This window comes from Candidatus Binataceae bacterium (genome assembly GCA_035508495.1).
Classification (GTDB): domain Bacteria; phylum Desulfobacterota; class Binatia; order Binatales; family Binataceae; genus JASHPB01.
Genome location: DATJMX010000007.1, coordinates 34,402 through 59,053 on the forward strand (window position 1 = coordinate 34,402; position 24,652 = coordinate 59,053).

Genomic DNA, 24,652 nt, shown 5'->3' on the forward strand with positions numbered 1-24,652 from the left:
AAGAGCAGCGAGGTCTCGATGATCGATTTCTGGCACGAGAAAAATCCCCCTTCAAGTGAAACCGCTTTTGCTCGACGAACGTATTTCTGCTAGAAAAGTTCGCGAGCGGCAAGGGAAGGGCGTCGCGCAATGAAAAAGTTTATGTCCGGCGTGGTGCTGGGATTTTTGGCGAGCTTTGCGCTGGCGTTTGCGTCGAGCGACATCACGCATAACGGAAACTTCTGGAACGCGTTGAATGGCTCCGCCAAGGATGGCTACGTGGTCGGCTATTCCGACGCGATGCGTGTGAGCGCGGCGAAGCTCGATCAGCTCAACGTCGCCGCCGACGTCTTCCACTGGAAGGGCGCGCGCAAGATCATCCATCAGCTGACCGACCAGCTCTCGACCAACGATCTCACCACGGCCCAGGCCGTGAAGCAGCTCGACAGCTTGTATGGCAATCAGAAGTACAGCGAGCTCGATCTCGGGCAGGCTCTTCAGTTGCTGACGGTGCGCGCCAAGCAGACCGCGCTTCCGCCCGACCAGTCGCGGCAGGACAACAAGTAAAGTCTTTCCTGATCTGATTCGAGGCGGCGCCGCAAGACGCCGCCTCTTTTTTTGTGTCCTTGAAACCGTAATGGCACGGTCCTAGGTTTGGAGACGGAGTATCCGCCGTGAACGCACCGCCTTTTTTGCTCGATAAGGTACTGCGCGCCACTGTCGGCGTTCACACCCATATACCCTCGTCACACGTCTCGACCGCGATCGGCCTTGGCACCGACCGCCGCGGTACCGGCATGATCGTCACCCCCGACGGCTTCATCCTGACGGTTCACTATTTGTTGCTCGGCGCCAAGAACGTGATCGTCACGATGCCCGACGGCGATCAGCGCGAGGCGCAGATCATCGCGCGCGATTACAGCACGGGCCTTGGACTCCTCAAGATCGACGGAGCGAACCTGCCGCATATCGAGGTCGTTCCATCCACCACTTGCGAGCCTGGCCAGGACGCGTTCAGCGTCGCGAGCATGGGCGCGGAAAAGCGATGCGCCGACTGCGGTATTATCACTTACCTCGGGCCCTTCGATGCGGTCTGGGAGTTCACCCTCGATCGCTCGGTGTGCGTCACGGCGTCGTCGCTGAGCATCGGCTTCAGTGGGGGCCCGGTGTGCAACATGAAGGGCCAGATCGTTGCGATCTCATACCTCAACTTCGCGGACATGAGCCGCGCGATCCTGGGCATCCCGGGCGAAAATTTTCTCGGCGTGCGCGACGAGCTGATGGCGCATGGCCGGCGAATCTCCACGCCAGCGCGCGCGTGGCTGGGAGTACTCTCATACACGCTCCGCGACCACGTCGTGATCGCGGGCGTGATGCCCGGCGGGCCCGGCGAGAAAGCCGGCCTGCAGCAGGGCGACCTGGTGCTTGCGATCGACGGCCAGGACGTGAACGATCGCCGCTTTCTCTACGATACGCTGCGCGGACGCCATCCGGGCGACCACATTAATCTTAAGGTGCTGCGCAATAATCGAGTTTACCAGCTGGCGATCCCCTCGATCGGCGCCGAAGATTACTTCGCCTGACGCGAGCTTTTGCGCGGCGCTCTCACGCGCTGTAGCCTCGCCTTCAAATTTCTCACGGTTGAGATCATCACGATGAATGAATCGAGAAAGCGCCTGCGCCAGATGCTCGCGGCGCCGGGACTGATCGTCGCTCCGTTCGTGTTCGATTGCCTGCAGGCAAAGCTCGCAGTGAGCGCCGGCTTCGATGCCGTTTATATGACGGGCTTCGGCACCTCGGCATCGCGCGGGTATCCCGATCTGGGACTGCTCACGATGTCTGAGATGGTCGCGAACGCGCGCGCAATCTCATCGGCCGTCGACGTACCCGTCATCAGCGACGCCGACACCGGGTATGGAAATCCGCTCAACGTCTGGCGCACCGTGCGCGAATACGAAGACGCGGGCGTGTCGGCGATGCATATCGAAGACCAGGTGTTCCCAAAGCGATGCGGCTTCCTCGCGGGTAAGCAAGTGATCGCGATGGACGCGGCCGTGTCGAAGATACGGGCCGCTTGCGACGCCAGGCGCGATACGGATCTCGTGATAATCGCGCGCAGCGACGCGCTCCAGGTCGAAGGATGGGACGGCGTGGTGCGCCGAGTGCGGGCGTATACTGAGGCGGGTGCCGACCTGCTCTTCGTCGACGGCATCAAAACGCTTGACGATCTGAAGCGCTACGCCGATCTGCTTGGCGACCTGCCGCTGATCTACAACGGCGACCTGCTCCCGCTCGACGAACTCAAGAAGTACCCATTCAAAGTAACAATCCACATCGGCACTATGCTCGCGCTATTTGCCCAAATCCGCGACACGATGCGCGAGCTGAAACAAACCGGCCGCATCTCAACGAATACCAAGTCAGGAGTCTTCGAAGAGTTCACTGCGCTGATGGGCGTGCCTGAGTATCAAGCTCTGGAGAAGAAGTACGTCGAGTGAACGTCTGCCGTTCTGAAAAAATTCAGGTCATGGAACGAAAATGGCGCAGAATATTTACGATACCGACGAATTCTTCGCGAACTACAGCAAACTGCCGCGCTCGATCGATGGCCTCGCCGCGGCACCCGAATGGCCGTCGCTGCGCGCGATGCTCCCCGACATCCGCGGCCGCAAAGTCCTCGACCTCGGATGCGGCTTCGGATGGTTCTGCCGATGGGCACGCGAAAACGGTGCATCCGAAATACTCGGCATCGATCTATCCGAAAAGATGCTCGCCCGAGCCGCATCAGCCACCAATGACTCCGCAATCACCTACCGAAAAGCCGACCTCGAGCATGTCGAATTATCGGCACAATATTTCGATCTCGTGTACAGCTCACTGGCATTCCACTATGTGAAGAACTTCAATGCTCTAATCGCAAGCATCCACAAATCACTGAAACCCGGCGCCTCACTCGTATTCTCAGTGGAGCATCCAATCTACACAGCACCATCAAATCCCAAATGGATAACCAATCCCACAGGCCGAAAGGTATGGCCGCTGGATAACTACTTAATCGAAGGTCCGCGCTCAACCGACTGGCTAGCCAACGGCGTAATCAAACAACATCGGACAATCGCGACCTACATCAACGCACTACTCAGCGTCGGCATGACGATTACTCACATCGATGAGTGGGCGCCAAGCAAAGAACAAATCGCGCAGCATCCAGACTGGGCTGACGAACGCCAGCGCCCGTCGTTTCTGCTGATCTCAGCCCTGCGCTGAATCAAAGCGAGCCGCGTCCCAAGCGCTCCGCACGTTGCAACGCAAAGGATCAGCCGGTGGCGAGCCACATAACTCTAGCGCCCGCGACATAGTCACCATTGCTCGTAATGAACGGCGCGACGCTCGTAGCCGGCCCCGCGCAGCAGATCGCGGATGCGGCTGACGCCCGCGCCGACGCCGCAAATCCAGAACTGCCGCGTGCGATCCGCGTCCGCATCGATCCAGCGACGCGCCGCGATCGCGCTCAGGCGATCGTAGAGAACCTCCTGCGGGGCAATCAGCGTTTCGAATGTGAAGTTGGATGCGCGCCGCGTCCATTCTTCGAGCTCCTCGCGATACAGGATGTGCTCGTTGCGATCGGCGGCGTAGTCGAGATGCATGCGCGCTTGCGATCCTGATTCCAGCGCGCGCCGAATCATTGGACGAATCGCGGCGACTCCCGTCCCTTCCGCGATGAGGCCAATCTCGACCTCCGGCGCGCGTTCCATCATGAAGGTGCCGAAGGGGCCGGTGAACTCGAGCGCATCGCCGACGCTGCGATCAAATAGCCATTGGACTCCGCGTCCGTTGGGTACGCGGTTGAAGCAGATTTCGATCGCGCGGCCGCCGTCGAGGCTCGACGCGATCGAATAAGGGCGCGTGCGTGTTTCGTCGCCGAGCGGAATCGCGATCGAGATGAAATGACCTGGCGCGAACTTGAGCGGCTTCTCGAGCGCGAGGAAGAGCGAGCGCGTATCCTCGCAATGATCGTGAATCCGGGTCACATGCGCGATCGTGGTAGGGCGGCTCATTCCTCGGCTGACTCGCTGGCTTGATTGATCGTGTAGCGCGGCACGGTGACGATGATCTCCGCGTCGGGATCGGTGATAACGGCCTGGCATCCGAGACGCGATGTCGGCGCGAGACCCGGCGCCCGGTCGAGCAGATCTTCTTCCTGCTCCGACGCTTCGCCGAGCTTGTTGAATCCTTGTTTGACGATCACGTGACAGGTTGTGCATGCGCAGTTGCCACCGCATGCGTGCTCAAGATGAACCTTATGGCCCAGCATGATATCGAGGATCGAGCCGGGCTTGCCGTCGTGATGAAACGGCGCCTTCTTGGGATCGAATTCGATCACGCGCTCGGGATCGCCGTTTTCGTATTGGATGCGAAGTTTTGCCATTTGGCGGTCTTGGTGCTCAGATTAGTCTCAGGTCGGAAGCTGCGGTTCCAGTCGGCCTAGAAAGCCCCATCGAAGCGCTTGCAGCTTCGCCCGATTTTCGCCATCATCATAGCCGACGCCTCAAGGGGACGGACACCATTATGGCAACGCTGACAAAGCGGCAGAAGCAGTTGATGGACTATCTCAACAACTACATCAGTGAGCATGGCTATGCACCAACGCTCTCTGAGGTCGGCGAATACTTCGGGCTATCGTCGCTGGCCACCGTCCACAAGCATCTGCACAACCTCGAGCAGAAGGGCTTTATCAAGCGCCAGCATAATCACAGCCGCGCGCTGGAAGTATCCGAGTCGGATCGGCCGCAGGCGGCGCGCACACTCCGGCTCCTGGGCCGCGTCGCGGCAGGCACGCCGATCGAAGCGGTTGAAGGCAACGAAACGATCTCAGTGCCCGACGAGTTCGTGCGCCGCGACAATACGTTCTGCCTGCGGGTCAAAGGCGACTCGATGATCGAGGACGGAATCCGCGACGGCGATTACATCATCGTCGAAGGCCGCGAAACGGCCGGCAATGGCGAGACCGTCGTTGCGCTGATCGGTGAAGAAGCGACGGTGAAGCGCTTTTATCGCGAGCCCGACGGGTCGATTCGATTGCAGCCGGCGAACTCGGCGATGCAACCGATCATGGTCAAGGAAGGCGACCTCGCGATTCGCGGGGTAGTCGTCGGCCTGATGCGCCACTATCGCTCGGTCTAGTCACGATCGGCAAAACCCGGCCGCAGCGCACTCGCAGCAATCACCCGCGCCCGTTCTTGGACGAGTCGTCGATCCGATTCGTCAGAAACGTCGGCGTCGTGTGACGAACATCGGCTGGCGCACCTTGTCCTTCGTGCAGCGGAATCGTGACGGTGAAGGCCGAGCCCTCGTCGGGCGCGCTCTTGACATCAAGTTTGCCGCCCAGCGATTCGACGTTGTGTTTGACCACCGGCAGACCAAGTCCCATGCCACGAAACTTGCGCGCGCTCGAATTGGAAAGCTGAGCGCACTGCTGGAACGCGACTGCCAGCATCGCCGGTTCGATCCCCGGACCGGTGTCGGTTACGCACAGCTCAAGCGCTTGCGGATGCTCGGGCGATGCGGTCCGCTTGAACGAGATCAGCACCGAGCCTTGCGACGTGAACTTGATCGCATTGAGCGCGAGGTTGAGCAGAATCGACTTGAGCGGGCGATGCCGCACGTGAAGCTTGCCGACGGATTTGTCCACCCGCACCTCGATCGAGAGACCCTTGCCGAGGTTGGCCGCCTCAAGCGCGGGCGATACTTCTTCCATCAGATCTTCGATCGTCAGGTCTTCCTCGATTAACGTTTCCGCGTGGGCATCGGCGAGCGCAAATTCGAGGAGATTCTCAACGGTCTGCGACAGGTCGTGAACGTTGACGTTCATGCGGTCGACAATTTGCCGATCCTGCCGCGGCAGATAGTCAGACAGCTCGTCGCGCAGGATATCCAGGTAGCCGAGCAGAGCCTGAACCGGAGTTCGCAACTCGTGCGCAAGATTGGCCAGCGCTTCGAGGCGCAGGCCTAGTTCCCATCCTGCGGATGCGACCGGAGACGGCGCGCTGTTCGCCACGATCGCATCAAGCTCGCGGTGATTGGAACGCTCCGACAAAGCCCCCTTCCAATGACTGGTTCGGTTACGCGCGTCTTACTCGTACTGCGCGCAATGAACCAATCAGCAGCGACCTTAAAGGATCGGCCGGGGAGGCTGAATCGGATAAACACCTAGTTAGCTAGGAAATAGTACCTAGTTTTCTCGGAAATGCTAACTAGGGACAAGAGTTGCACGGTGAAGTCAAATTGAACGCACGCGGTTGCGTGTTTCTCAACAACAACGCGATTGTTTGTGATGATGCTCCCGGAGATGCGCTTTCACTCGCATAGCTTGTTCTTTGCGCGATAAACTTTGCAGCTCATTTTCCGATGCTCGCGCGTTGTTCAACCGCCGCAGTTCCGCGCCGATGGTGGCCAGAACCGCCTGCACCCACGCGCTGACAGGGTGTGAACGCTGTCGTGCGATCATGCGGCTTCCTCCGAGCTTGGCGCGCCCGGCGCCTGGCCCAGGATCGCAAGCCTGGTCCATACTCGCAGCGAATCGCACAGAATCACGATGACCGCGGCGATAAAGAATGCCGTCATCATCGCATCGACGCGATCGTTCCAGATAAGCCGCCCGATCTCGGCCACGCGCGTGGCGCTGGTCGCCGGCGAAGCGGCCTCGACGCCCAGTATCGTGGCGTGCGCGAGGAAGCCAATTGCGGGGCTCGCGCTGAAGATCTTCTGTATACCGGCAGTCATCGTCACTGCGACGAGCCATACGAGCGGAATCAGCGTGACGAACGCGTAGCGCGCCTTGCCGCCGCGGACCATCGCGCTGGTCGCCACGCAGAGCGCGATCGTCGCGAGCATCTGGTTGGCGATTCCGAACAGCGGCCACAGCGAATTGATCCCGCCCAGCGGATCGATCGTGCCGAAATATAAAAAGTAACCCCATGCCGCGACGATCACGAGCGAAGTCGCGAGCACGTTGACGTATGACGAGCTGTCGGCGAGCGATTCATGCAGATGCCCGAGCAGATCCTGGAGCATGAAGCGCGCGACGCGCGTGCCAGCGTCGAGCGTGCTCAGGATGAAGAGCGCCTCGAACATGATCGCGAAATGGTACCAGAGCGCCATCAGTGCCTTGCCGCCGAGCGAGTTGGCGAAGATATGCGCCATCCCGACCGCGAGCGACGGCGCTCCGCCCGTGCGCGCATAGAGCGACGACTCGCCGACATCGGCGGCGAGTTCTTGCATGTGCGCGTCGGTGACCTCGAAGCCCCATCCGCTGATCTTTGCGCACGCGGCCGGCCCCGTGCCGACGACACCCGCGGGGCTGTTGATCGCGAAGTAAACGCCGGGCTGGAGCATCACCGCCGCGACCATCGCCATGATCGCGACGAACGACTCCATCAGCATCCCGCCGTAGCCGATTATGCGCGCGTCGCGCTCCTGCTCGAGCATCTTGGGCGTTGTGCCGGAGGCGATCAGCGAATGGAATCCCGAGATCGCACCGCACGCCACGGTGATAAACGCGAATGGAAACACCTTGCCGGCGAAGACCGGGCCGGTGCCGTCGATGAACTGAGTGAGCGGCGGCATCAGGGCCTGCGGATGAGTCCACACGATTCCGAGCGCGAGCGCGACGATCGTTCCAATCTTGATAAAAGCTGACAGATAGTCACGCGGCGCGAGTAGCAGCCAGATCGGCAGCACCGAGGCGAGAAAGCCGTAGATGATGATCCACACGGCCAGGCTGGGCGCGTCCTGATTGAAGTAGTGCGCGAAGCTGAAGCCCTCGACCCAGCGCCCGCCGAGCACCGCCAGCATCACGAGGCCGAAGCCGAGCACCGAGCCTTCGACGAAGCGGCCGGGCCGGATGTGCGTCATGTAGATCCCGACCAGCATCGCGATCGGCACCGTCGAGGCGACGGTCGAAGTGGCCCAGATGCTGTGCTTCATCGCGTTGACGACGACGAGGCCGAGCACGGCGATCAGGATCACCATGATCATCAACACGCCGACGAGCGCGGTGAAGCCGCCCACGGGGCCGATCTCCTCCGACGCCATCTTGCCGAGCGAGCGGCCGTCGCGTTTCAGCGAGTAGCCGAGGATGACGAAATCCTGGACGCATCCGCCGAGCACGGCGCCGATGATGATCCAGATTGTCGAGGGCAGGTAGCCGAATTGCGCGGCCAGCACAGGGCCAACGAGCGGACCGGGACCGGCGATCGCGGCGAAGTGATGGCCGAAGGTGATCCACTTCTGCGTCGGCACATAGTCGCGGCCATTGGCGAGGCGAATCGCGGGCGTGACGTGAGCATCGTCGAGCTCGAGCACGCGGTCGGCAATAAATCGCGAGTAGAAGCGGTAGCCGACGGCATAGAAGGAGACCGCCGCGACGACGAACCACAGCACGTTGGGCTCCGCCTCGCCGCGCGCCGTCGCCAGGATTGAGAGCGCCACCGCGCCCAGCATCGCAACGCCGATCCAAATTAAATAACGAAACGCCTTCACGATGACGCCGATTTATATGCTGAGCGCGAATCGAATCAAGCGCCGCAGCATCGGATGGTCACGAACTTCAATAGCCTCGCCTGCGGCAGCCGCAAACCGGGAGAGGCTGTTCAGAGTTGCCCGCGAGTCAAGAGCAAGCGAAAAAGAAGCGGCGCGAGCGTTTGCTCGCGCCGCATATTGATCTTGAATAAGAAGAGCGATCAGGCCTTGTCGGCTTTGATTTCCGTGGCCTTGATCTCCGTCGTCTTGGCGGGATCTTCGGCCTTGGTCACGACCTTGGCGGGCTCGTCGTCGTTCATTGCGCGCTTGAAGTCTTTGACGGCTTTGCCGACGGCGCCGCCTACGTCGCCGAGTTTGCTCGGGCCGAAGATGATCAGCACGATTATCAGCAGAATGATCAGATGCGATGGGGACAGAATATCCATAGTCGGTCTCCCGAAAGGCGCGCCGCCTCTGGCTAAAATCCTATATCGTTGACCCGCGCAATACCATGATTATTCCCGGACGCTAGGCCGTCCGCGCCGGCGTCTCATGGGCGGCTGCGGGTATTCCCTCGTTATCGAGACGATAGCGCTGCACCTTGCGATACAGCGTCGAGAGGTGGATGCCGAGGGCCTGCGCGGCCTTGACCTTGTCGCCTTCGACCTTGTCGAGGATGCGCTTGATATGCTCGCGCTCGAGCTCCTCGAGGGTCATGCCCGAGCTTTCGATACTCGCGACGACGGGCGAGGTGCTGCGCAGCTTATCCGGTAGATCGTGCGAGTGGATTACGTCGGTCTCGGCCAGGATCGCGGCGCGCTCGATCGAATTTTCGAGCTCGCGCACGTTGCCGGGCCACGGATAGTTGATCAGCAGGCGCATCGCGCCTTTCGAGAAACGCATGTTCACGCGGTTGAGCGATTTCTCGTACTTGCGCATGAAATGATTCGCCAGCAGCGGGATATCGTCCTTGCGCTCGCGCAGCGCTGGCAAATTGAGATTGATGACGTTGATGCGGTAGAGCAGTTCCTCGCGGAAGCGGCCCGCCTTCACCTCGGCCTCGAGGTTGCGATTGGTCGCGCACAGCACGCGCACGTCGAATGCGACCGGCTCGTTGGAGCCGAGCGGATAGCATTCGCGCTCCTGCAGCGCGCGCAGCAACTTGACCTGGAGTGCGAGCGGCAGCTCGCCGATCTCGTCGAAGAAGATGGTGCCCTTGTCTGCCGCCTTGAGCAGACCGATCTTGTCCTGGCCCGCGCCAGTGAACGCGCCGCGCTTGTAGCCGAAGAGCTCGCTCTCGAGGAGATTCTCGGGCAATGCGCCGCAGTTGATGGGCAGGAAGCGGCCGTTGGCGCGCTCGGAGGTGAAATGGATCGCGCGCGCGACCAACTCCTTGCCGGTGCCCGATTCTCCGGTGATGAGCACGCTCGAATCGGTGCGCGCGACTTTTTCCATCACGCGGAAGACCTGCTCGATCGCGTCGCTCTTGCCGATAATATTTTCGAAGCGGTACTTCTCGCGCAGCTCGCGGCGCAGGAAGCGGTTCTCGTGAAAGAGCGCCTTCTGCGAGAGCGCGTTGCGCACGACCGCCTTCAGATGATCGTTGGCAAAGGGCTTGGTGATGTAATCGTAGGCGCCCTTGCGCAACGCCTCGACGGCCGACTCGACGCTCGCGTAGGCGGTGACGATGATGCCCATCGCCTCGGGATCGAGGTCGCGGATTTTGCCGAGCAGATCGAGACCGCTGCCGCCGCTGGTCAGGTTAAGGTCGAGGATCGCAAGATCGATTTTTTCCTTCTCGAAGATTCCGATCGCGATCTCAGCCGCGGGCGCTTCGAAGACCTGGTAGCCCTCGCTGCGCGCGAGCTGGACGATAATCGACCGCATCAGCGGCTCGTCTTCTACGACCAGAATTCGATACGGTCCGCTCGACTGCGGCGCCCATCCTGCGGATGCAGTTTCGGTATTCATTGAATCTGTGCGGCCTGCTGCTGGTGAAGTTCGTCCATGCCGGGCAGCGTGATCGTGACCGCCGTGCCGCGGCCGACCTCGCTCTCGACTTTGATCGTGCCCTTATTGCTCAGGATGATGCGCTGGCAGAGCGAGAGCCCGAGGCCCGCGCCCGCGCCTGCCGGCTTGGTCGTGAAGAACGGATCGAACACGCGCTCCAAGTGCTCGCGCGGGATCCCGATACCGTTGTCGATCACCTTGACCATAATCCGGTTGCGCTTGTCGGCGCCGTGCCCGGACTTGAGGTTCTCGGTCACGACGCGAATCACGCCGCCCTCGGCAGCGGTCGCATCCGCGGCGTTGAACAGCAGATTCAAAATGACTTGCTGAATTTCCTTGTCGTCGACGAACGCCGGCTTGAGATCCGCCGCCAGCAGCGGTTCGATCTGAATTCCGGAAAAGCGCTTGTTGTAGCTGACGAGCCGGAGGGTATCGGAGACCACGATATTGAGATTGACTGCGGTGCGCTGCGCGGTCGCAGGACGGGCGAAGTTGACAAGATCCTTGAGCGTCCCCGAGATGCGCGTGATCTGCGACAGGATCGTATGCAGCGTGATACGGCGCTGCTCGTCGGTCTCGCCCGTTAGCAGCGATTGCACGAGCGAAGAGATCGAGGCGAGCGGATTGTTCACCTCGTGCGCTACGCCGGCGGCGAAGGTGCCCGCTGCCGCGAGGCGTTCGGCCTTGAGCAGAGAATCCAGCATCTCGCGGCGCTGCGTGACGTCGCGCAGGATCATCTGAATGAAGCGCTTGTCGCCATAATTGATAAGCGCGGAATTTACGTCGAAGAAAAATGGACCGACCGGGAACTCGGGAGTTTGCGCCGAGCCTTCGCGCAGCACTTGCTCGAGCGCCATAACCACGCTGGCCGCCAGCTCCGCGGGAACGAACTGGGTGAGCGGCCGCCCCAGGATCGGACCGTGATCGCCATCGTGATCGGCTTCCATCTTGTGAAGCTGCTCAGCCGCCGCATTCGCACCCAGCACGACCCAGGTGTGCGGCTCGATTTCGTACATCGGATCGGGCGCGTGGTCGATCGTGTTGCGATACTTCTGCTCGGAGTCGCGCAGGGCGCGCTCGCGCGATTCGATATAGAACTGCGAGACCATCAGGCGCCGCTCGTCGATCGAGGCGACGACGACGTCGCGCACACGCTCCTGAGCCTCGCCGCTGAGCGTCGCGCGGACATGTCCGAGCACCACCTGCTTCAGCGCGATATGAATGGTGTTGAACTGCGAGGGTTTGGCGCGCGCCAGCATCCCTTCCTGGCAGTGCTTGCGAAGATGAATGTAGGTGCGGAGGTCGTCGGGATTGCGGAGATGCGAGACCAGCCGGATGAGCGAGTTGCCCATGTTGGCGTGAACGCGCTCGTGCGTTTCGGGATCGATGTGCAGTACATCGGGGCCGCCCATGATGCCGTGCACCATTTCAACCCACTGGTCGACAATCCCGTCGAAGTGCCGCTCGATAAGGTCTGCCGCCGCGGCGCGTGTCTCCAGGCTCTTGGGCTCGCGGCTATAAATCTGGTTACCCCAGATGCGCGCGAGCATCTGCTCGATAACCGCGAGTTGGTCGCGGATTACGTCGAGCTCCTCGGAGGTTGCCTCGATTGGTGAGTCGGTTGGCTCACGATGAAGAGGTTTCGATTTTGACACACGGCAACATCCACAGGCGCGCGACATTTTCATATTGCTATTCGATCCGACTGAAAAATGGGCGATTCCAAACTCCCGACTGCGATCAATCCTGCCGCATTACCGTGGCAGCAAGCATTATTTCTGAACCGAGATATAACATTCGCAAAATAACCAATCTACTGAGTTCCGCAAGACCGTTCCGAACATTTTTTGCATGCTGCGAAACTCCGACCCTCGCTGAGACCGCCTGGTTCTGCTCGTGCACGGCTTGCGCAAAACGTTCAGCGCTTCATCCCAATCGGTGCGAACTTTCGGTGTATCGCTAAAAACACCGCGTATATCCTAGCCTTTACCCGTGGCATGGCTTTGGCTGTAGCCCCTCTCGCGAGGCTTAGTTGAATCGATGCTTACCGGATCGGGCGAGAACCCCGCGATAGTTGCTCATGGAAAGTTCTTCTCCAAATTCGGCCACAAGTTCTTCCTCAAGGCGATGCGCCTCGACGATGTCGGCGATGCGCTCGACTTCGACCAGAAGCTCAAGCTCCGCTATCGCCTCGATGCGCTGAAGCTGGCGCACACGACTGGGCTTATCCTCTCTGAAGAGCAAGCCTACTCCATTCTCGATGTCGTCGCCCAAACCGGACTTTATGCGATCGTCGAACTACGAGTCACGGTCGATGAGGTCCAGAATCGCGACAAATTCGCGGCGGCGACCTCACGAATCGCGCACGCCGCCAATATCCTGCAAGCCAACCCTGCGCTCGTCGGCTTTCTGATCGATTGCCCGATAACCCAGGATGCTCTTCGCGCGGGCGGCCTGGCTCCCGTGCGCAAGCGGCTGGGGGCGCTCCTTACGACGATTCGCGAACGTGCGGCGCAGGCCCTCATCTCGATCAAGCTGCGGCCCGAGACGCGCGCGCTGTCGATGCTCGAAGAAGATTTCCTCTACGGCGAGATTGCTGCGCTGCCGCCGGTCGAGATTCGTGACTTCGTGGTGAGCCTGCACAACGTCGCCGAGATTCGCCCCGTGCTGATCGAGTTTGCGCAAACCTCGCCGGGGCAGGACGAAGCGGTGGCGATGGCTTTCGGGACGGGTGCGGCTGGAGTGGTGGCGCCGCCGGTTCCTGCTCCGGCGTCTCACGACTGGCTGGGAGTCAGAATGCTGCGCGCGTCGGAGTTGATGCCGTTCGTCACGCTCAACGGCACTTGCCCGCCGCGTCCGCAGGCCATCCCGATGGTCTCGGTCGTTATCTGCGCCTACAACGCGGAGCGCACGATGCGCCCGTGTCTCGAATCACTGCGCAAGCTCGAATACCCGAACTACGAAGTCGTTATCGTCGATGACGGCTCGAGCGATACGACCGCTGAAATCTCGATGGATTTCCCCGAGTTTCGCCTGATTCGCCAGGCTAACAAGGGCCTCAGCGTGGCACGCAACGTCGGAATGCATGCGGCGCGCGGCGAGATCATCGCCTACACCGATTCAGACTGCGTCGTCGATCCGCACTGGCTGACGCTGATCGTCCGTGCGATGGAGCAGGGCGGTTTCGACGGATGCGGCGGACCCAACCTGTCGCCGCACGAAGACGGCCGTATCGAAGCGTGCTGCGCCGCCTCGCCGGGCGCGCCCTGTCACGTGCTCGTGTCGGACAACGAGGCCGAGCATCTGGCGGGATGCAACATGATCTTCACCAAGGCCGCGCTTTCGAAGATCGGCGGCTTCGATCCGATCTTCCGGACGGCGGGTGACGACGTCGACATTTGCTGGCGCCTGATAGGCGCGGGCTTCCGGCTTGGATTCGCACCCGCGGCCTTCGTCTGGCATTTCCGCCGCAACACCATCAAAGCTTATTACGGCCAGCAGCGCGGCTATGGCCGCGCCGAGGCTCTGCTCTATCCGCGCTATGCCGAGCGCTTTAACCTGCTCGGCCAAATCGCGTGGCGCGGCACGATCCCCGGTATCGCGAGAACGATCCCCGGTGGTTCCACAAAGCGCGTGCTCTGGGGCGCTTATAACGCGGGGACCCAGACGTTGTTTGACCCTGCGCTTACATTGGCCAAGGTCCTGCCCGCGACGTTCGAATGGAACGTGATGGCGGCGCTGGCAGTCGTCGTCTCGGTCGCGTTTGGATGGACTCCTATCCCGGCGCTCGCGATGCTCGCCCTCGGTCCCATCTGGGCGCTCTATTACGGATGGCATGCGCCGCTCGAGAAATGCCATCGGAGGTTCACTTCGCGGCTCTTGATCGCGTACTTGTCGTACACGGGTCCGATGATCCGCACGATCACGCGATACAAAACGCGCGCGGCGGCAATTATGAAAAAAGAAGACGCTGAGATGGTTCGGCAGCGCCCGACGATCAACTGGCTCAAACGCTCGGTGAGCCTCAACTACTGGAACGAAGATTACACTCTGCGCGAGAGCCTGCTCGATCGGATGCTCAAGACGTTCGCGCGCGTCGGACATCCGGTTGCTATCGATCAGGGATGGAACGACTATGACGCCGAGCTGCGGCCGAATGTCTGGACGCGAATCGAGCTGAAGACCGCGGACGAAGAGCACGGCGGCAATCGCGTAACGAATCGCGTAGTCGCGCGCGTTCGGCTCACCAAGCTCTCGCACTACGCGCTGGGCGCCGGCGCAACGCTCGTCGCCGCGGCGGGGTTCGCGGGAGTACCGGAGCTTGCGCTCGGGTTGGCCGCACTCACGATCGCGGGCGCAATATGCCTCGCCAGCGCAATGATCGAAGCGGGCAACGGAGCGTATCGTGCAGTAGAAAACTGCGCCGCCGAACTGAACCTGATGCCGATGGGCAAGCCGGTCAGAGAAGCTGCCGAGGTTCCCACCACAACCGGTGCCCCAATCCCGGCCCCGATACAATCAAATCGCGAACGCGCCGCCGACTGACCCGAAAATATTGTAGGGCGGGCGTCCCTGCCCGCCATCAAGACGGCGCGCTTCGCGCCTTCGAGGACTGCAAAAAATGTGGCGGGAGCCGTTCGGCTCGCGCGTCCAATGGCGCGCAGGGACGCCCTCCCCACGTATTTTTTCGGGCAAAAAACAAGTTGAGAACTTGATCCACGGCACCGCACGTCATTTCCGAGTGAACGCAGCTTTCGCTTAGGGAGACAAAGTAGGGGGACAGCCAGTTCCAGAACAAAGAACGCAGCGAACTCAATCGTCGAGGAGTTTTTTCAGATCTTCTAAATCGCGATGCACTTCGCCGAGCACGCGGCGGGCTTTGTCGTCAGTTGGCGCACTGTTCGATGCCTCGGATGCTGGGCGGGAGGCCTTAGGCGCGGAGCTGCCTTTGAGCAGATTCTCCAGGCCCATCTCCTTGATGTACTTGTTGGCGCCGACGATCGTGAAGCCTTCGTCGTGGAGCAGGCGCTGGATCAGCTTCAGGACCTGGATGTCGTGCTCATGGTAAAAGCGATGCTTGCTGCGCGAGTGCTTGGGCTTGAGAAATGGGAACTGGGTTTCCCAGAAGCGCAGGACGTAGGTCTCGACGTGGAGCAGAGTCGCTGCTTCTCCGATCTTGAGGCCGCGCTCGGGAATGCCGCCGGCAGTCGCGGGGGCGGCTGTCGCGGGTTTCTTCGGCCGCACTGATGGCCGGCGGTTAGGCATAGTCATGGTCGGCGCTTCTTGCCGCTGACGCGCTCGCGCAACACTTGTCCGGGCTTGAACGTGAGCACGCGGCGCGAATCGATCGTGATTGGTTCTCCAGTCTGCGGATTACGTCCGCGGCGCGCGTGCTTCTGATTGACCGCGAAGGTACCGAAACCGGAAATCTTGACCTTGTCGCCCTGACGCAGCGAGTCTCGAATGATCGCAAACACCGCCTCGACCACCTCGCCGGCTTCCCGCTTTGAACAGCGGACCCGCTCGTAGATCATATCTACGAGATCGGCTTTAGTCATGCCTTGCGGCGTAACCGTTCCCCACCCGCTCGTGTTGAGCACGCCTACTGCCGCAACTCCGCTCCGAGACGCGTCCGCGCCTGATCAACCAACGCGGCGTGAACCCGGTTCACCTCCTCATCCGTCAGCGTGCGGTCTTTGGCCCTGTATCGGCAGGCCAATGCCACGCTCTTTCTGCCAGCCGCCACTGCAGCTCCCTCGTACACGTCAAAGACCTCGACGCTTTCGAGCAATGACGACCCGCATTCCCGAATGGTCTTAACTACCACATCAGCCGGGAAATTCCGATCCAGCACGAGCGCGAGGTCGCGGCGAATGGCCGGAAATCGTGGCGGTGCTTCGATCGTTTTGCGCGGCGAGAAACCATAAGAAATGAGTTTTGCTAAGTCAAGTTCGTAAATCGCACACGCGCCGTTGAGGTCGAGGCGCAGCGCTTCGGCCGGGTGCATTTCGCCGACATAGCCTATCGATTCATCGCCGAGCCGAACCTCCGCGCCGCGTCCAGGATGCAAAAACGGATAACGCGCCGCTTCGATCGGATGGTAACTGACGTTGGCCGCCGCGCCGCATGAATCGAAAAGGCTCTCGAGGATTCCCTTGATCGAGAAAAACCCCGCCTTGACGGGATGTTCGCCGATCGCCGCCTGCGTGTATGGCCCGTAGCTCAACGCGGCGAGGCAGGTGCGCTCGGTCGAGAAGTCGCCGTCGCGGCCGAAGACCTTGCCGATCTCGAAGGCGTGAAACGATTGCGCCTCGCGATTCAGATTGAAGCGCAGCGCCGCGGTCAGACCGGGCATCAGGCTGACACGCAGTTCGCTCAGCTCAGCAGAAAGTGGATTCGTGACCCTGACCGGAACGGCGCCCGGTGTCGCGCCCGTGTAGCGCGCGTTGTCGGCCGGCGCGATGAACGCGATCGTCGTCGCCTCGCTGAGGCCGCACCCGAGCAGCACTTCGCGCGTGCCGCGCTGGAAATCCAGCTCAGGATTGGTCGCCACCAGGGCGCCGACGCGGGGCGGCAATTGCGCCGGGATTTCTGCGAAGCCCGAGAGGCGTGCGACTTCTTCGATCAAATCAGCCGGCTCGTTGATATCGGGACGGAACGAGGGAGCGGACACACCGAGCGTGCCCTTGCCGCGCGACACGACCTGCGCGCCGATCGCTTTCAGACGGCTGCGCACGACGGCAGGAGCAATCGCCACGCCGAGCAGCGTTTCGATCGCGCCGAGCTCCAAGGTGATCTCGCGCTTTTCAGCCGGACTCGGCTCGATATCGACGATCATCGAAGCCTCGCGCCCGCCGGCGGTCTGGCGAATCAGCTCGGCGACGCGAATCAGCGCGCTCACCTGTCCTGCGCGATCGATACCGCGCTCAAAGCGATAGCGCGCCTCGCTGTTAAGCCCCAGGCGGCGCCCAGTGCGTGCGATCGTCATCGGCGCGAAGTACGCACTCTCGAGCAGGAGGTCGGTCGTGCCTTCGCCGACCTCGGAATTGAGCCCGCCCATCACGCCCGCGATCGCGAGGGTCTTTTCGGCGTCCGCGATCATCAGGTCATTGCTCTCGAGCGAGCGTGTCGCGTTGTCGAGCGTGACGAACTCGTGATCGGTGCCGGCGCGGCGCACAACGATCTTGCCACTCGCGATCTTGCCGAAGTCGAACGCGTGGAGCGGCTGGCCCAGCTCGAGCATCACATAGTTGGTCGCGTCGACGACGTTGTTGAGCCCGCGCATCCCGCACAGCTCGAGCCGCCGGCGCATCCAGACGGGCGAGGGACCGATCTTAATCGCGCGCATCGCGAGCGCCGCGTAGCGCGGGCACAGATCCGGCGCTTCGATATCGACGGTAAAATCAATTTTGGCACTGGGCGAGGGCGAGCGTGCGGCGCGCAGCTTCGGCGCCTGCAGCTTCACGTCGAAGAGCGCCGCAACTTCGCGCGCGAGACCACGAATCGAAAGGCAATCGCCGCGATTGGCCGTGATCTCGACGTCGAGGATCGTGTCAGTGAGCGCCATGTATTCGGCGAGATCGACGCCGAGCGGAGCGTCGTCGGCGAGTGCGATGATTCCCGCGTGCTCGTCGGACATTCCAAGCTCACGCTCCGAGCAGAGCATCCCCCGCGACTCGACGCCGCGAATCGTCGCCGCCGTGAGCGGCTCCTCCTTGCCGAGTTTTGCCCCGACCATCGCCAGCGCGGCATGCATCCCGCTGCGAACGTTGGGCGCGCCGCATACGACTTTGAACTGGCCGCGCTCACCCGCATCGACGTCGCAGAGCGACAGGCGATCGGCGTTGGGATGCTTTTCGGCGTGGAGCACCTTGGCAGTGACGACGCCGGTGAATGCGGCCTGAGTTTTTTCGATCGATTCAACGACGAGGCCGGCGAGACTCAGCCGATGCGCGATGTCATCGGCAGAGGCGTCGAGCGCGACGAATTCCTTGAGCCAGCTGAGCGGCAGCTTCATCGCGCACCTCCGCTGAGGACCGGGAACTGCGAGATGAAGCGCAGGTCGTTTTCAAAGAAGAGCCGCAGGTCGTTGACCCCGAGCTTGAGCAGGCCGGTGCGCTCGACGCCCAAGCCGAATGCGAAGCCCTGGAATTCGGCAGGATCGACTTTCACGGCGCGGAGCACGGCTGGATGGATCATTCCGCAGCCCAGGACTTCCGTCCATCCGGAATGCTTGCAGACGGGGCATCCGGCGCCGTCGCAGAGCAGGCATCGCATATCGAGCTCGGCGCTCGGCTCGGTGAAGGGGAAGTAGCTCGCGCGAAAGCGCACGGCGGTCGCGCCGAAGAACGACTTGGTGAACTCGGTGAGGACGCCCTTCAGATGGGCCATCGTGATCTTGCCGCGCCGATCGACCATGAAGCCCTCGATCTGCGTGAACATCGGTGACGCGCGCACGCTCAGCTCGTCGCGCCGGTAGCATCGTCCGGGGCATACGATCGCGAGCGGAGGCTGCCGATTCTCCATCACGCGGATCTGGCCGTTCGACGTATGCGTGCGCATCAGGCGGCCGCCGTCGACGTAGAACGTATCCTGCATCTCGCGCGCCGGATGATGCGGCGGGAAGTTGAGCGCCTCGAAATTGTGGAAGTCGTCCTCGATATCCTGGGTCATCGCGACTTCGAAGCCCATGCCAACGAAGATCTCGAGCATCCGCTCGAGGATCTGCTGAATCGGATGGATATGGCCGCGCGCGATTTTCATCCCCGGCAGCGTTACGTCGAGGCGCGCCTCGCCGAGCGATTTCTCGAGCGCGGCGGCCTTGAGCTTTCCCTGGAGCGTTTCGATTCGCGCTTCGAGCTCGCGCTTGATCTGGTTGATGAGCTGGCCGATCGCGGGGCGCTCTTCGTGCGGCACGTCGCGCATCCCGCGCATGATCTCGGTTAGCTCGCCGGCGCGGCCCAGCACCCGCACGCGAACGTTTTCGATTTGCACTTCCTGCGCGTCGTCGCCGAGCTCGCCCAGCGCGCGCTGTCTGATTTGCTCGAGCTGCTCTCGCATCTTAAGTCTCCCCGCAATCGGGTGATCGTGACCCCATCAAGCAAAAGACCATGTGGACTACCACATGGTCTTCTGGTGCGACCGCCTGTCGGAGCGCGGTTCTTAAGCGGCTTTCTGGCCGAGCGCGCTCTTGGCGGTCTGCACCAGCTCGGTAAACAAGCCGTCGCGCTCCTTGGCGAGTGCCGCAAGAATCTTGCGATCGATTTCGACGCCGGCTTTCTTGAGGCCGTCGATCAGCACGCTATAGGAGATGCCGTGTTCGCGCGCGAGCGCATTGATACGCGCGACCCACAGTGCGCGATAATTGCGCTTCTTCTGCTTGCGATCGCGATAGGCGTAGGTGAGGCCCTTTTCGAGCGTGTTGCGGGCCTGCTTGTAAAGCTTGCGCCCGCCAACGAATCCCGAGGCGAGCTTGAGTTGCCGTTTATGGCGGCGGCGTGTCTTGGGGCCGCCCTTAGCGCGAGGCATTGTTGTCGAGTCCTTCCTTCGAGGTAGTTGATCGCGTGACGCTTAGCCGTTGGGCATCATCCGGCGCACGCGCTCGGTGTCGGCCTTGCCGAGCCGGCCCGCTTCGCGAAGCTGACGCTTCTGCTTGGGGCTCTTGCTCGACAAGAGGTGGCGCAGGTATGCGCGCTTGAACTTCACCTTGCCGTTCTTGTTGATCGAAAAGCGCTTGGCCGCGGTGCGGCTGGTCTTAATCTTCGGCATTGACGTCTTTCTGTAAATCTCTAGCTCAAGTCTTCTACCGCGGCGTCAACAGGACTGACATGCTGCGCCCCTCCATCCGGGGCAGGCTCTCGGGCTGCGCAACTTCAGTCACTTGCTCGACGATGCGCTCTATCAACGCCCGGCCCAGTTCCGGATGGGTAATCTCGCGACCGCGGAACGAAACCGATAACTTAACACGATTGCCTTCACTAATGAAGCGCTTGATGTGCTTAACTTTGAAGTCCACATCGTGCTCGCCGGTGCGCGATCCCATCTTGACTTCCTTGACGGTGCTGACCGTGTGCTTCTTGGAGTCGTGGGTCTTTTTCTTTTGCGCGTAGCGATATTTGTCGAAATCCGTGATGCGGCAGACGGGCGGATTCGCGGTCGAAGCGACCTCGACCAGGTCCAGGCCCTTGGTCTCGGCGATTCGAATCGCTTCGCGCACGGGCAGAATCCCGACCTGCGAACCGTCGGCATCGATTACGCGAACTTCCTGCGCACGGATCTGATTGTTGACCCGGATAGCGGGTTCTCGAGATGGTGGCGTTCTAAAATCCCTTCGAATATTTCACCTCCCCCGGCTTTTGGGCCGAGTCATCAAATTCAAGCCGGCAACGGCTCCTTTTTCAGCAATTCCACGAGCGCGTCAAGCGGCATCGATTCGCTTTTCGCGCCCCGCAGGCGACGCAGCGAGATTGCGCGGTCGGCAGCCTCGCGCTCGCCCACCACGATCATATACGGCACCTTGGCGAGTTCCGCTTCGCGCACCTTGAAGCCGAGCTTCTCACCACGGATATCGGCCGCGGCACGCACGCCCTCGCGCTTTAAGATGCCCTCGATCTCCATCGCGTAACTCTCGACCTTTTCGCTGAGCGAGAGCACCCGCGCCTGCTCCGGCGCGAGCCAGTACGGCAGTACGCCGCCGGTATGCTCGATCAGCACGCCGATGAATCGCTCGAGCGAGCCCAGGATCGCGCGATGGATCATCACCGGGCGCTCCTCGATACCGGCGCTCGAGGTGTAGGTCAGGTCGAAGTTCATCGGACCATTGTAATCGAGTTGAATCGTCGCGACCTGCCATTTTCGCTTGAGCGCGTCGGGCACATAAATCTCGATCTTCGGACCGTAGAATGCGCCTTCCTTGGGATTTATCTCAAACGCGATCTCGTTGCGGCGCATCGCGTTGGCGACCTTCTCCTCGGCCATCCGCCATTGCTCTTCGGTGCCCAGATGCTGGTCGGGCATCGTCGCGAGCTTGAACTCGACCCGCTCGAAGCCGAGTGTCGTGTAAACCTCGCGCACCATCTCGAGGTTCATCGCGAATTCGTCTTCGATTTGATCCTCGGTGCAAAAGATATGCGCGTCGTCCTGGGACATCACACGCGCCCGCGTGAGGCCGTGCAGCACGCCCGAGCGCTCCGCGCGATGGAGCCGCGAGAACTCCGCAATCCGCAGCGGCAGATCGCGATAGGAGCGCTTCTCGGCGCGATAGACATACGTATGCCCCGGGCAGTTCATCGGCTTCACGCCATAGCCGACGCGCCATCCTTCGGGGCTCGTATCGATCGTCGCCACGTCGGCATCGGGATCGAGCGACAGGAACATATTCTCGCGAAAATTGTCCCAATGCCCCGAGGTATGGAACATCTCGTTCTTATAGATCTGCGGTGTGATCACTTCGTCGAAGCCATAGCGCCGGTAGAGCCGCCGCATATAATCGACCAGCGCATTGAAGATCACCATCCCCTTGGGCAGGTAGAACGGCTGACCCGGCGCAATCGGATCGAACATGAAGAGGCCCATCTCGCGGCCGATCTTGCGATGGTCGCGCTGGCGCGCCAGCTCGACGAGCGCCAGATGCTCGTCCAGCGCTTCCTTGCTCGCGAACGCGGTGCCGTAGATTCGCGAGAGCATCGCGTTGTGCTCGTCGCCGCGCCAGTACGCGCCCGCGACCGAGAGCAGCTTGAAGGCGCGCAGGTAGCGCGTCGAGGGCACGTGCGGTCCGCGGCACAAATCCATCCAGTCGCCCTGCTTGTAGATCGATACGGTATCGTCGGGGATTCCCTGGATGATCTCGACCTTGTATTGCTCGCCCATCTCGGAGAACTGGCGAATCGCGTTCTCGCGCGGGACCTCGATCCGTTCGATCTTGAGGTCGGCCTTGGCGAGCTCCTTCATCTTCGCCTCGATCCTGGGCAGATCGTCGGGGGTGAAGGGCGTCTTGGGCGCGAAATCGTAATAGAAGCCGTCTTCGATCGTGGGGCCGATCGTGACCTGCGTGCCGGGGAAGAGCGATTGCACCGCCATCGCCATAAGATGCGCCGTGGAATGGCGAATCGTATCGAGGCCGGCCTCGCTCTGGGCGAGAATGGGCTCGACGGCGGCATCGTGGTCGAGCTTCCGAGTCAGATCGACGACTTTGCCATCGACGCGCGCGGCAACGAGGTCTTTGCCTGGCTGATCGCGCAGAGCCTCGCGGACCGCGGAGCCGTGCGGCAGCCGGCGCTGCTCGCCATTTACGGTGACGGTAATCTCGGAACTCATCTAAGAGATGATTTTAATCATGGCGCGGCGCGAGGCTAACGAAATCACAGGTCGGGCTGGGGCGAGACGAGGCAGGGCACGACGCGGACGACGTACACAGTGGTAGGCGCGGGCGGGATTGAACCGCCGACCTCTTCCGTGTCAAGGAAGCGCTCTCCCACTGAGCTACGCGCCTGCAGATGCAGGATGATGGCATTGGCATCCAAAGCAAACATGAACGGTAACGGATCTGACGCAGGCGGGCAACCTAAGATGTCTGGCGCCGGTTCCGGTAGGAAGCCATGCGCGAGGCGAGCGCTAACCGGATGTTTGACAACCTCGCTTTTCTGAATTCATGGCTTGGGCACGACCGCAAAATCGCCCATCTTTAACGGTATTGGTCTCGATTTCTGAAAATCCTTGGTGACTGAGACGATCCCCGAGAGTCGGAACTTCAAGCCGCCGGATTCATTCTTGTCAATCGAAAATCGGAGTTTCTCGAATTCCTCCGGCTTCAGGGCCGCCGCGCCGACGGTCGTATTGGCTGTGATTTTGGTTTGCCATGAAGCATCGTTGTCGATTGCAATATACCATCCCACCGGCAGGTTTGAAGCCGATTCGAACGCGCCCGCTGTAACATCCACTTCAAATGACACCACAGAATCGTCAGTAGAAACTCGCAGTTTTGGAATTGAGACAATATATTCCGTCGTCTGCTGAGCGAATGCTGCAGGCGCTAACATCAGTATCGGCAAAAACGACCAGATTGCGCGTACCAAGAAGGATCGGGGTTGCAGTTTGTGGCTCATGAATATCTTTTGAAAGTGACTGGCACACAGCCGCTCTGAGATTTGCAGCGCGAGCAACGAAGGCGCCCGACCGGTGAGACGCTGGTATAATACTCTTCGGAATTGCCGGCCAGTGGCCAGCAGAACTCTAAGAAGAAAGGGCACCGGACGCGGTACTGGCTAAGCGTGGCATAGAACCGCCGACCTCTCCCGTGTCAAGGAAGCGCTCTCCCATTGAGCTATGTGCCTGAGATGCAATTCATTTGCGTCCAAAGCAAACATGAACGGTGAGGGATTCGGGAAGGGGGCAGCCTGAGATTCGGGGCACTCGACGAAGCACGGTTCACGCTTTAGTCAGCTCAAACCCGGCGCAAGTTGTTCAGAGGGTTGAATCACACAAAAATTCAATCGAGCTTCGCGAAGTGAGTTAGCGAAGCGTCACGCTAAGTGGACCAACCATGCGCCGATCTTCTCGAGAGCGCTTTGGTCGCTGTTAAAGCACCAAGCATTTATTGGGAATGCTTAGCCCGACGTTCTTCTGCTGCCTCCATCATCTTCTTCGCCGAGTAAGCAGGATAGCGAACTATGAATACCTGCACATCTTTGAGCTTTGAAACGTCGCAGGTCGGGGCTTGATAAAGAAGAGCATAGCTAAGGACATCGCCGCTGGCATTCTGCCAGTCCTGGATTTTCTGATAAGTACATTCCTCTGGGGTTTCCTTGGGATCCGGGAAGTGCTGCCAGTTGTCGGTCACTGCCGAAGACACTTGCGGGTTCAGGAAATCGTAGCCCAGCTTGCTCCACCCTGCTTCTCGGAGCTGTTGACATAGCCAATCCTCTAGCTCTGAGGCTGGATACGAAATGCTCACGCGATAGTCAAGTTCGCTCTTAAGTCCCGCTGGTGCAGAGGATGTAGTTATGTCAGACGCTCCGTTGAAAATGAGTTTCTTCGCCCACCACGTTCCGGCCTTGCTCTCGGCTCGAACGATCGCGGTCCCGCACAAAGTCGCAACAACGAGCGCCACACATAGGCGAAATTTCATACTTTTAGCCTGTCGAAT

Annotated in this window: 24 protein-coding genes and 1 tRNA gene; 6 read left to right on the forward strand and 19 right to left on the reverse strand. The window is 60.8% G+C overall.

Annotation, left to right across the window (positions count from 1 at the left end):
• The first annotated feature begins 129 nt into the window (after positions 1–129).
• From VMA09_02715 to VMA09_02730, 4 genes are all read left to right on the forward strand, one after another.
• Positions 130–546 carry a hypothetical protein gene (locus VMA09_02715; protein HUA32491.1) on the forward strand — a complete coding sequence of 139 codons (417 nt, stop codon included), beginning with the start codon at positions 130–132 and terminating at the stop codon, positions 544–546.
• Positions 547–653: 107 nt separating this feature from the next.
• The gene (locus tag VMA09_02720; GenBank protein ID HUA32492.1) at positions 654–1,562 is read left to right on the forward strand and encodes a S1C family serine protease; all 909 of its coding nucleotides are present in this window, start codon (positions 654–656) and stop codon (positions 1,560–1,562) included.
• 72 nt (positions 1,563–1,634) lie between these two features.
• Entirely contained in the window at positions 1,635–2,477 is an 843-nt protein-coding gene (locus VMA09_02725) for an isocitrate lyase/PEP mutase family protein (GenBank protein HUA32493.1), read from the forward strand.
• A gap of 40 nt (positions 2,478–2,517) precedes the next feature.
• Positions 2,518–3,246: a class I SAM-dependent methyltransferase gene (locus VMA09_02730; GenBank protein ID HUA32494.1), complete on the forward strand. Its 729-nt coding sequence runs from the start codon at positions 2,518–2,520 to the stop codon at positions 3,244–3,246.
• A 92-nt stretch (positions 3,247–3,338) separates the two neighbouring features.
• Here the strand turns inward: VMA09_02730 and VMA09_02735 are convergent, their stop codons facing one another.
• Both VMA09_02735 and VMA09_02740 read right to left on the reverse strand, forming a co-directional pair.
• Entirely contained in the window at positions 3,339–4,037 is a 699-nt protein-coding gene (locus VMA09_02735; GenBank protein ID HUA32495.1) for an FAD-dependent oxidoreductase, read from the reverse strand.
• Positions 4,034–4,408 carry a 2Fe-2S iron-sulfur cluster-binding protein gene (locus VMA09_02740; GenBank protein ID HUA32496.1) on the reverse strand — a complete coding sequence of 125 codons (375 nt, stop codon included), beginning with the start codon at positions 4,406–4,408 and terminating at the stop codon, positions 4,034–4,036. The genes VMA09_02735 and VMA09_02740 overlap by 4 nt, the downstream gene beginning before the upstream one ends.
• Before the next feature lie 140 nt (positions 4,409–4,548).
• On the opposite strand from VMA09_02740, the gene lexA reads away from it, so the two are divergent.
• Positions 4,549–5,163 (forward strand): transcriptional repressor LexA, encoded by a 615-nt coding sequence (gene lexA / locus VMA09_02745; protein ID HUA32497.1) that lies wholly within the window; start codon positions 4,549–4,551, stop codon positions 5,161–5,163.
• Positions 5,164–5,203: 40 nt separating this feature from the next.
• Here the strand turns inward: lexA and VMA09_02750 are convergent, their stop codons facing one another.
• The 6 genes from VMA09_02750 to VMA09_02775 all read right to left on the reverse strand — a co-directional run bounded on the left by VMA09_02750 (position 5,204) and on the right by VMA09_02775 (position 12,164).
• Positions 5,204–6,076 (reverse strand): HAMP domain-containing sensor histidine kinase, encoded by an 873-nt coding sequence (locus VMA09_02750; protein ID HUA32498.1) that lies wholly within the window; start codon positions 6,074–6,076, stop codon positions 5,204–5,206.
• A 213-nt stretch (positions 6,077–6,289) separates the two neighbouring features.
• Positions 6,290–6,487 carry a hypothetical protein gene (locus VMA09_02755; GenBank protein HUA32499.1) on the reverse strand — a complete coding sequence of 66 codons (198 nt, stop codon included), beginning with the start codon at positions 6,485–6,487 and terminating at the stop codon, positions 6,290–6,292.
• A complete protein-coding gene (locus tag VMA09_02760; protein ID HUA32500.1) occupies positions 6,484–8,520 on the reverse strand; it encodes a carbon starvation CstA family protein in 2,037 nt (678 codons plus the stop codon). The genes VMA09_02755 and VMA09_02760 overlap by 4 nt, the downstream gene beginning before the upstream one ends.
• A gap of 200 nt (positions 8,521–8,720) precedes the next feature.
• Positions 8,721–8,945: a twin-arginine translocase TatA/TatE family subunit gene (tatA, locus tag VMA09_02765; GenBank protein ID HUA32501.1), complete on the reverse strand. Its 225-nt coding sequence runs from the start codon at positions 8,943–8,945 to the stop codon at positions 8,721–8,723.
• An 82-nt stretch (positions 8,946–9,027) separates the two neighbouring features.
• Entirely contained in the window at positions 9,028–10,470 is a 1,443-nt protein-coding gene (locus VMA09_02770) for a sigma-54 dependent transcriptional regulator (GenBank protein ID HUA32502.1), read from the reverse strand.
• The gene (locus VMA09_02775; GenBank protein HUA32503.1) at positions 10,467–12,164 is read right to left on the reverse strand and encodes an ATP-binding protein; all 1,698 of its coding nucleotides are present in this window, start codon (positions 12,162–12,164) and stop codon (positions 10,467–10,469) included. The genes VMA09_02770 and VMA09_02775 overlap by 4 nt, the downstream gene beginning before the upstream one ends.
• A 385-nt stretch (positions 12,165–12,549) precedes the next feature.
• On the opposite strand from VMA09_02775, the gene VMA09_02780 reads away from it, so the two are divergent.
• Complete coding sequence (locus VMA09_02780; protein HUA32504.1) at positions 12,550–15,054, forward strand: glycosyltransferase; 2,505 nt, start codon at positions 12,550–12,552, stop codon at positions 15,052–15,054.
• 267 nt (positions 15,055–15,321) lie between these two features.
• Here the strand turns inward: VMA09_02780 and VMA09_02785 are convergent, their stop codons facing one another.
• From VMA09_02785 to VMA09_02835, 11 genes are all read right to left on the reverse strand, one after another.
• The gene (locus VMA09_02785; protein HUA32505.1) at positions 15,322–15,780 is read right to left on the reverse strand and encodes a MerR family transcriptional regulator; all 459 of its coding nucleotides are present in this window, start codon (positions 15,778–15,780) and stop codon (positions 15,322–15,324) included.
• Positions 15,777–16,067 (reverse strand): integration host factor subunit alpha, encoded by a 291-nt coding sequence (locus VMA09_02790; protein HUA32506.1) that lies wholly within the window; start codon positions 16,065–16,067, stop codon positions 15,777–15,779. Before VMA09_02790 ends, VMA09_02785 begins: the two co-directional genes overlap by 4 nt.
• Before the next feature lie 44 nt (positions 16,068–16,111).
• Positions 16,112–18,526 carry a phenylalanine--tRNA ligase subunit beta gene (gene pheT / locus VMA09_02795; GenBank protein ID HUA32507.1) on the reverse strand — a complete coding sequence of 805 codons (2,415 nt, stop codon included), beginning with the start codon at positions 18,524–18,526 and terminating at the stop codon, positions 16,112–16,114.
• On the reverse strand, positions 18,523–19,569 hold the full coding sequence (pheS, locus tag VMA09_02800) for a phenylalanine--tRNA ligase subunit alpha (GenBank protein HUA32508.1): 1,047 nt from the start codon (positions 19,567–19,569) through the stop codon (positions 18,523–18,525). The genes pheT and pheS overlap by 4 nt, the downstream gene beginning before the upstream one ends.
• Positions 19,570–19,671: 102 nt before the next feature.
• Positions 19,672–20,037 (reverse strand): 50S ribosomal protein L20, encoded by a 366-nt coding sequence (rplT, locus tag VMA09_02805; GenBank protein HUA32509.1) that lies wholly within the window; start codon positions 20,035–20,037, stop codon positions 19,672–19,674.
• Positions 20,038–20,079: 42 nt separating this feature from the next.
• A complete protein-coding gene (gene rpmI / locus VMA09_02810) occupies positions 20,080–20,277 on the reverse strand; it encodes a 50S ribosomal protein L35 (GenBank protein ID HUA32510.1) in 198 nt (65 codons plus the stop codon).
• Between the two features lie 34 nt (positions 20,278–20,311).
• Positions 20,312–20,845, reverse strand: coding sequence for a translation initiation factor IF-3 (gene infC / locus VMA09_02815; GenBank protein ID HUA32511.1), 534 nt, complete (start codon positions 20,843–20,845; stop codon positions 20,312–20,314).
• 38 nt (positions 20,846–20,883) lie between these two features.
• Entirely contained in the window at positions 20,884–22,824 is a 1,941-nt protein-coding gene (gene thrS / locus VMA09_02820; GenBank protein HUA32512.1) for a threonine--tRNA ligase, read from the reverse strand.
• A gap of 100 nt (positions 22,825–22,924) precedes the next feature.
• Positions 22,925–22,999: transfer RNA gene (locus tag VMA09_02825), tRNA-Val, on the reverse strand.
• 157 nt (positions 23,000–23,156) lie between these two features.
• Positions 23,157–23,612, reverse strand: coding sequence for a hypothetical protein (locus tag VMA09_02830; GenBank protein ID HUA32513.1), 456 nt, complete (start codon positions 23,610–23,612; stop codon positions 23,157–23,159).
• Positions 23,613–24,100: 488 nt separating this feature from the next.
• On the reverse strand, positions 24,101–24,652 hold a 552-nt coding region (locus VMA09_02835), incomplete at its 5' end, for a hypothetical protein (protein ID HUA32514.1).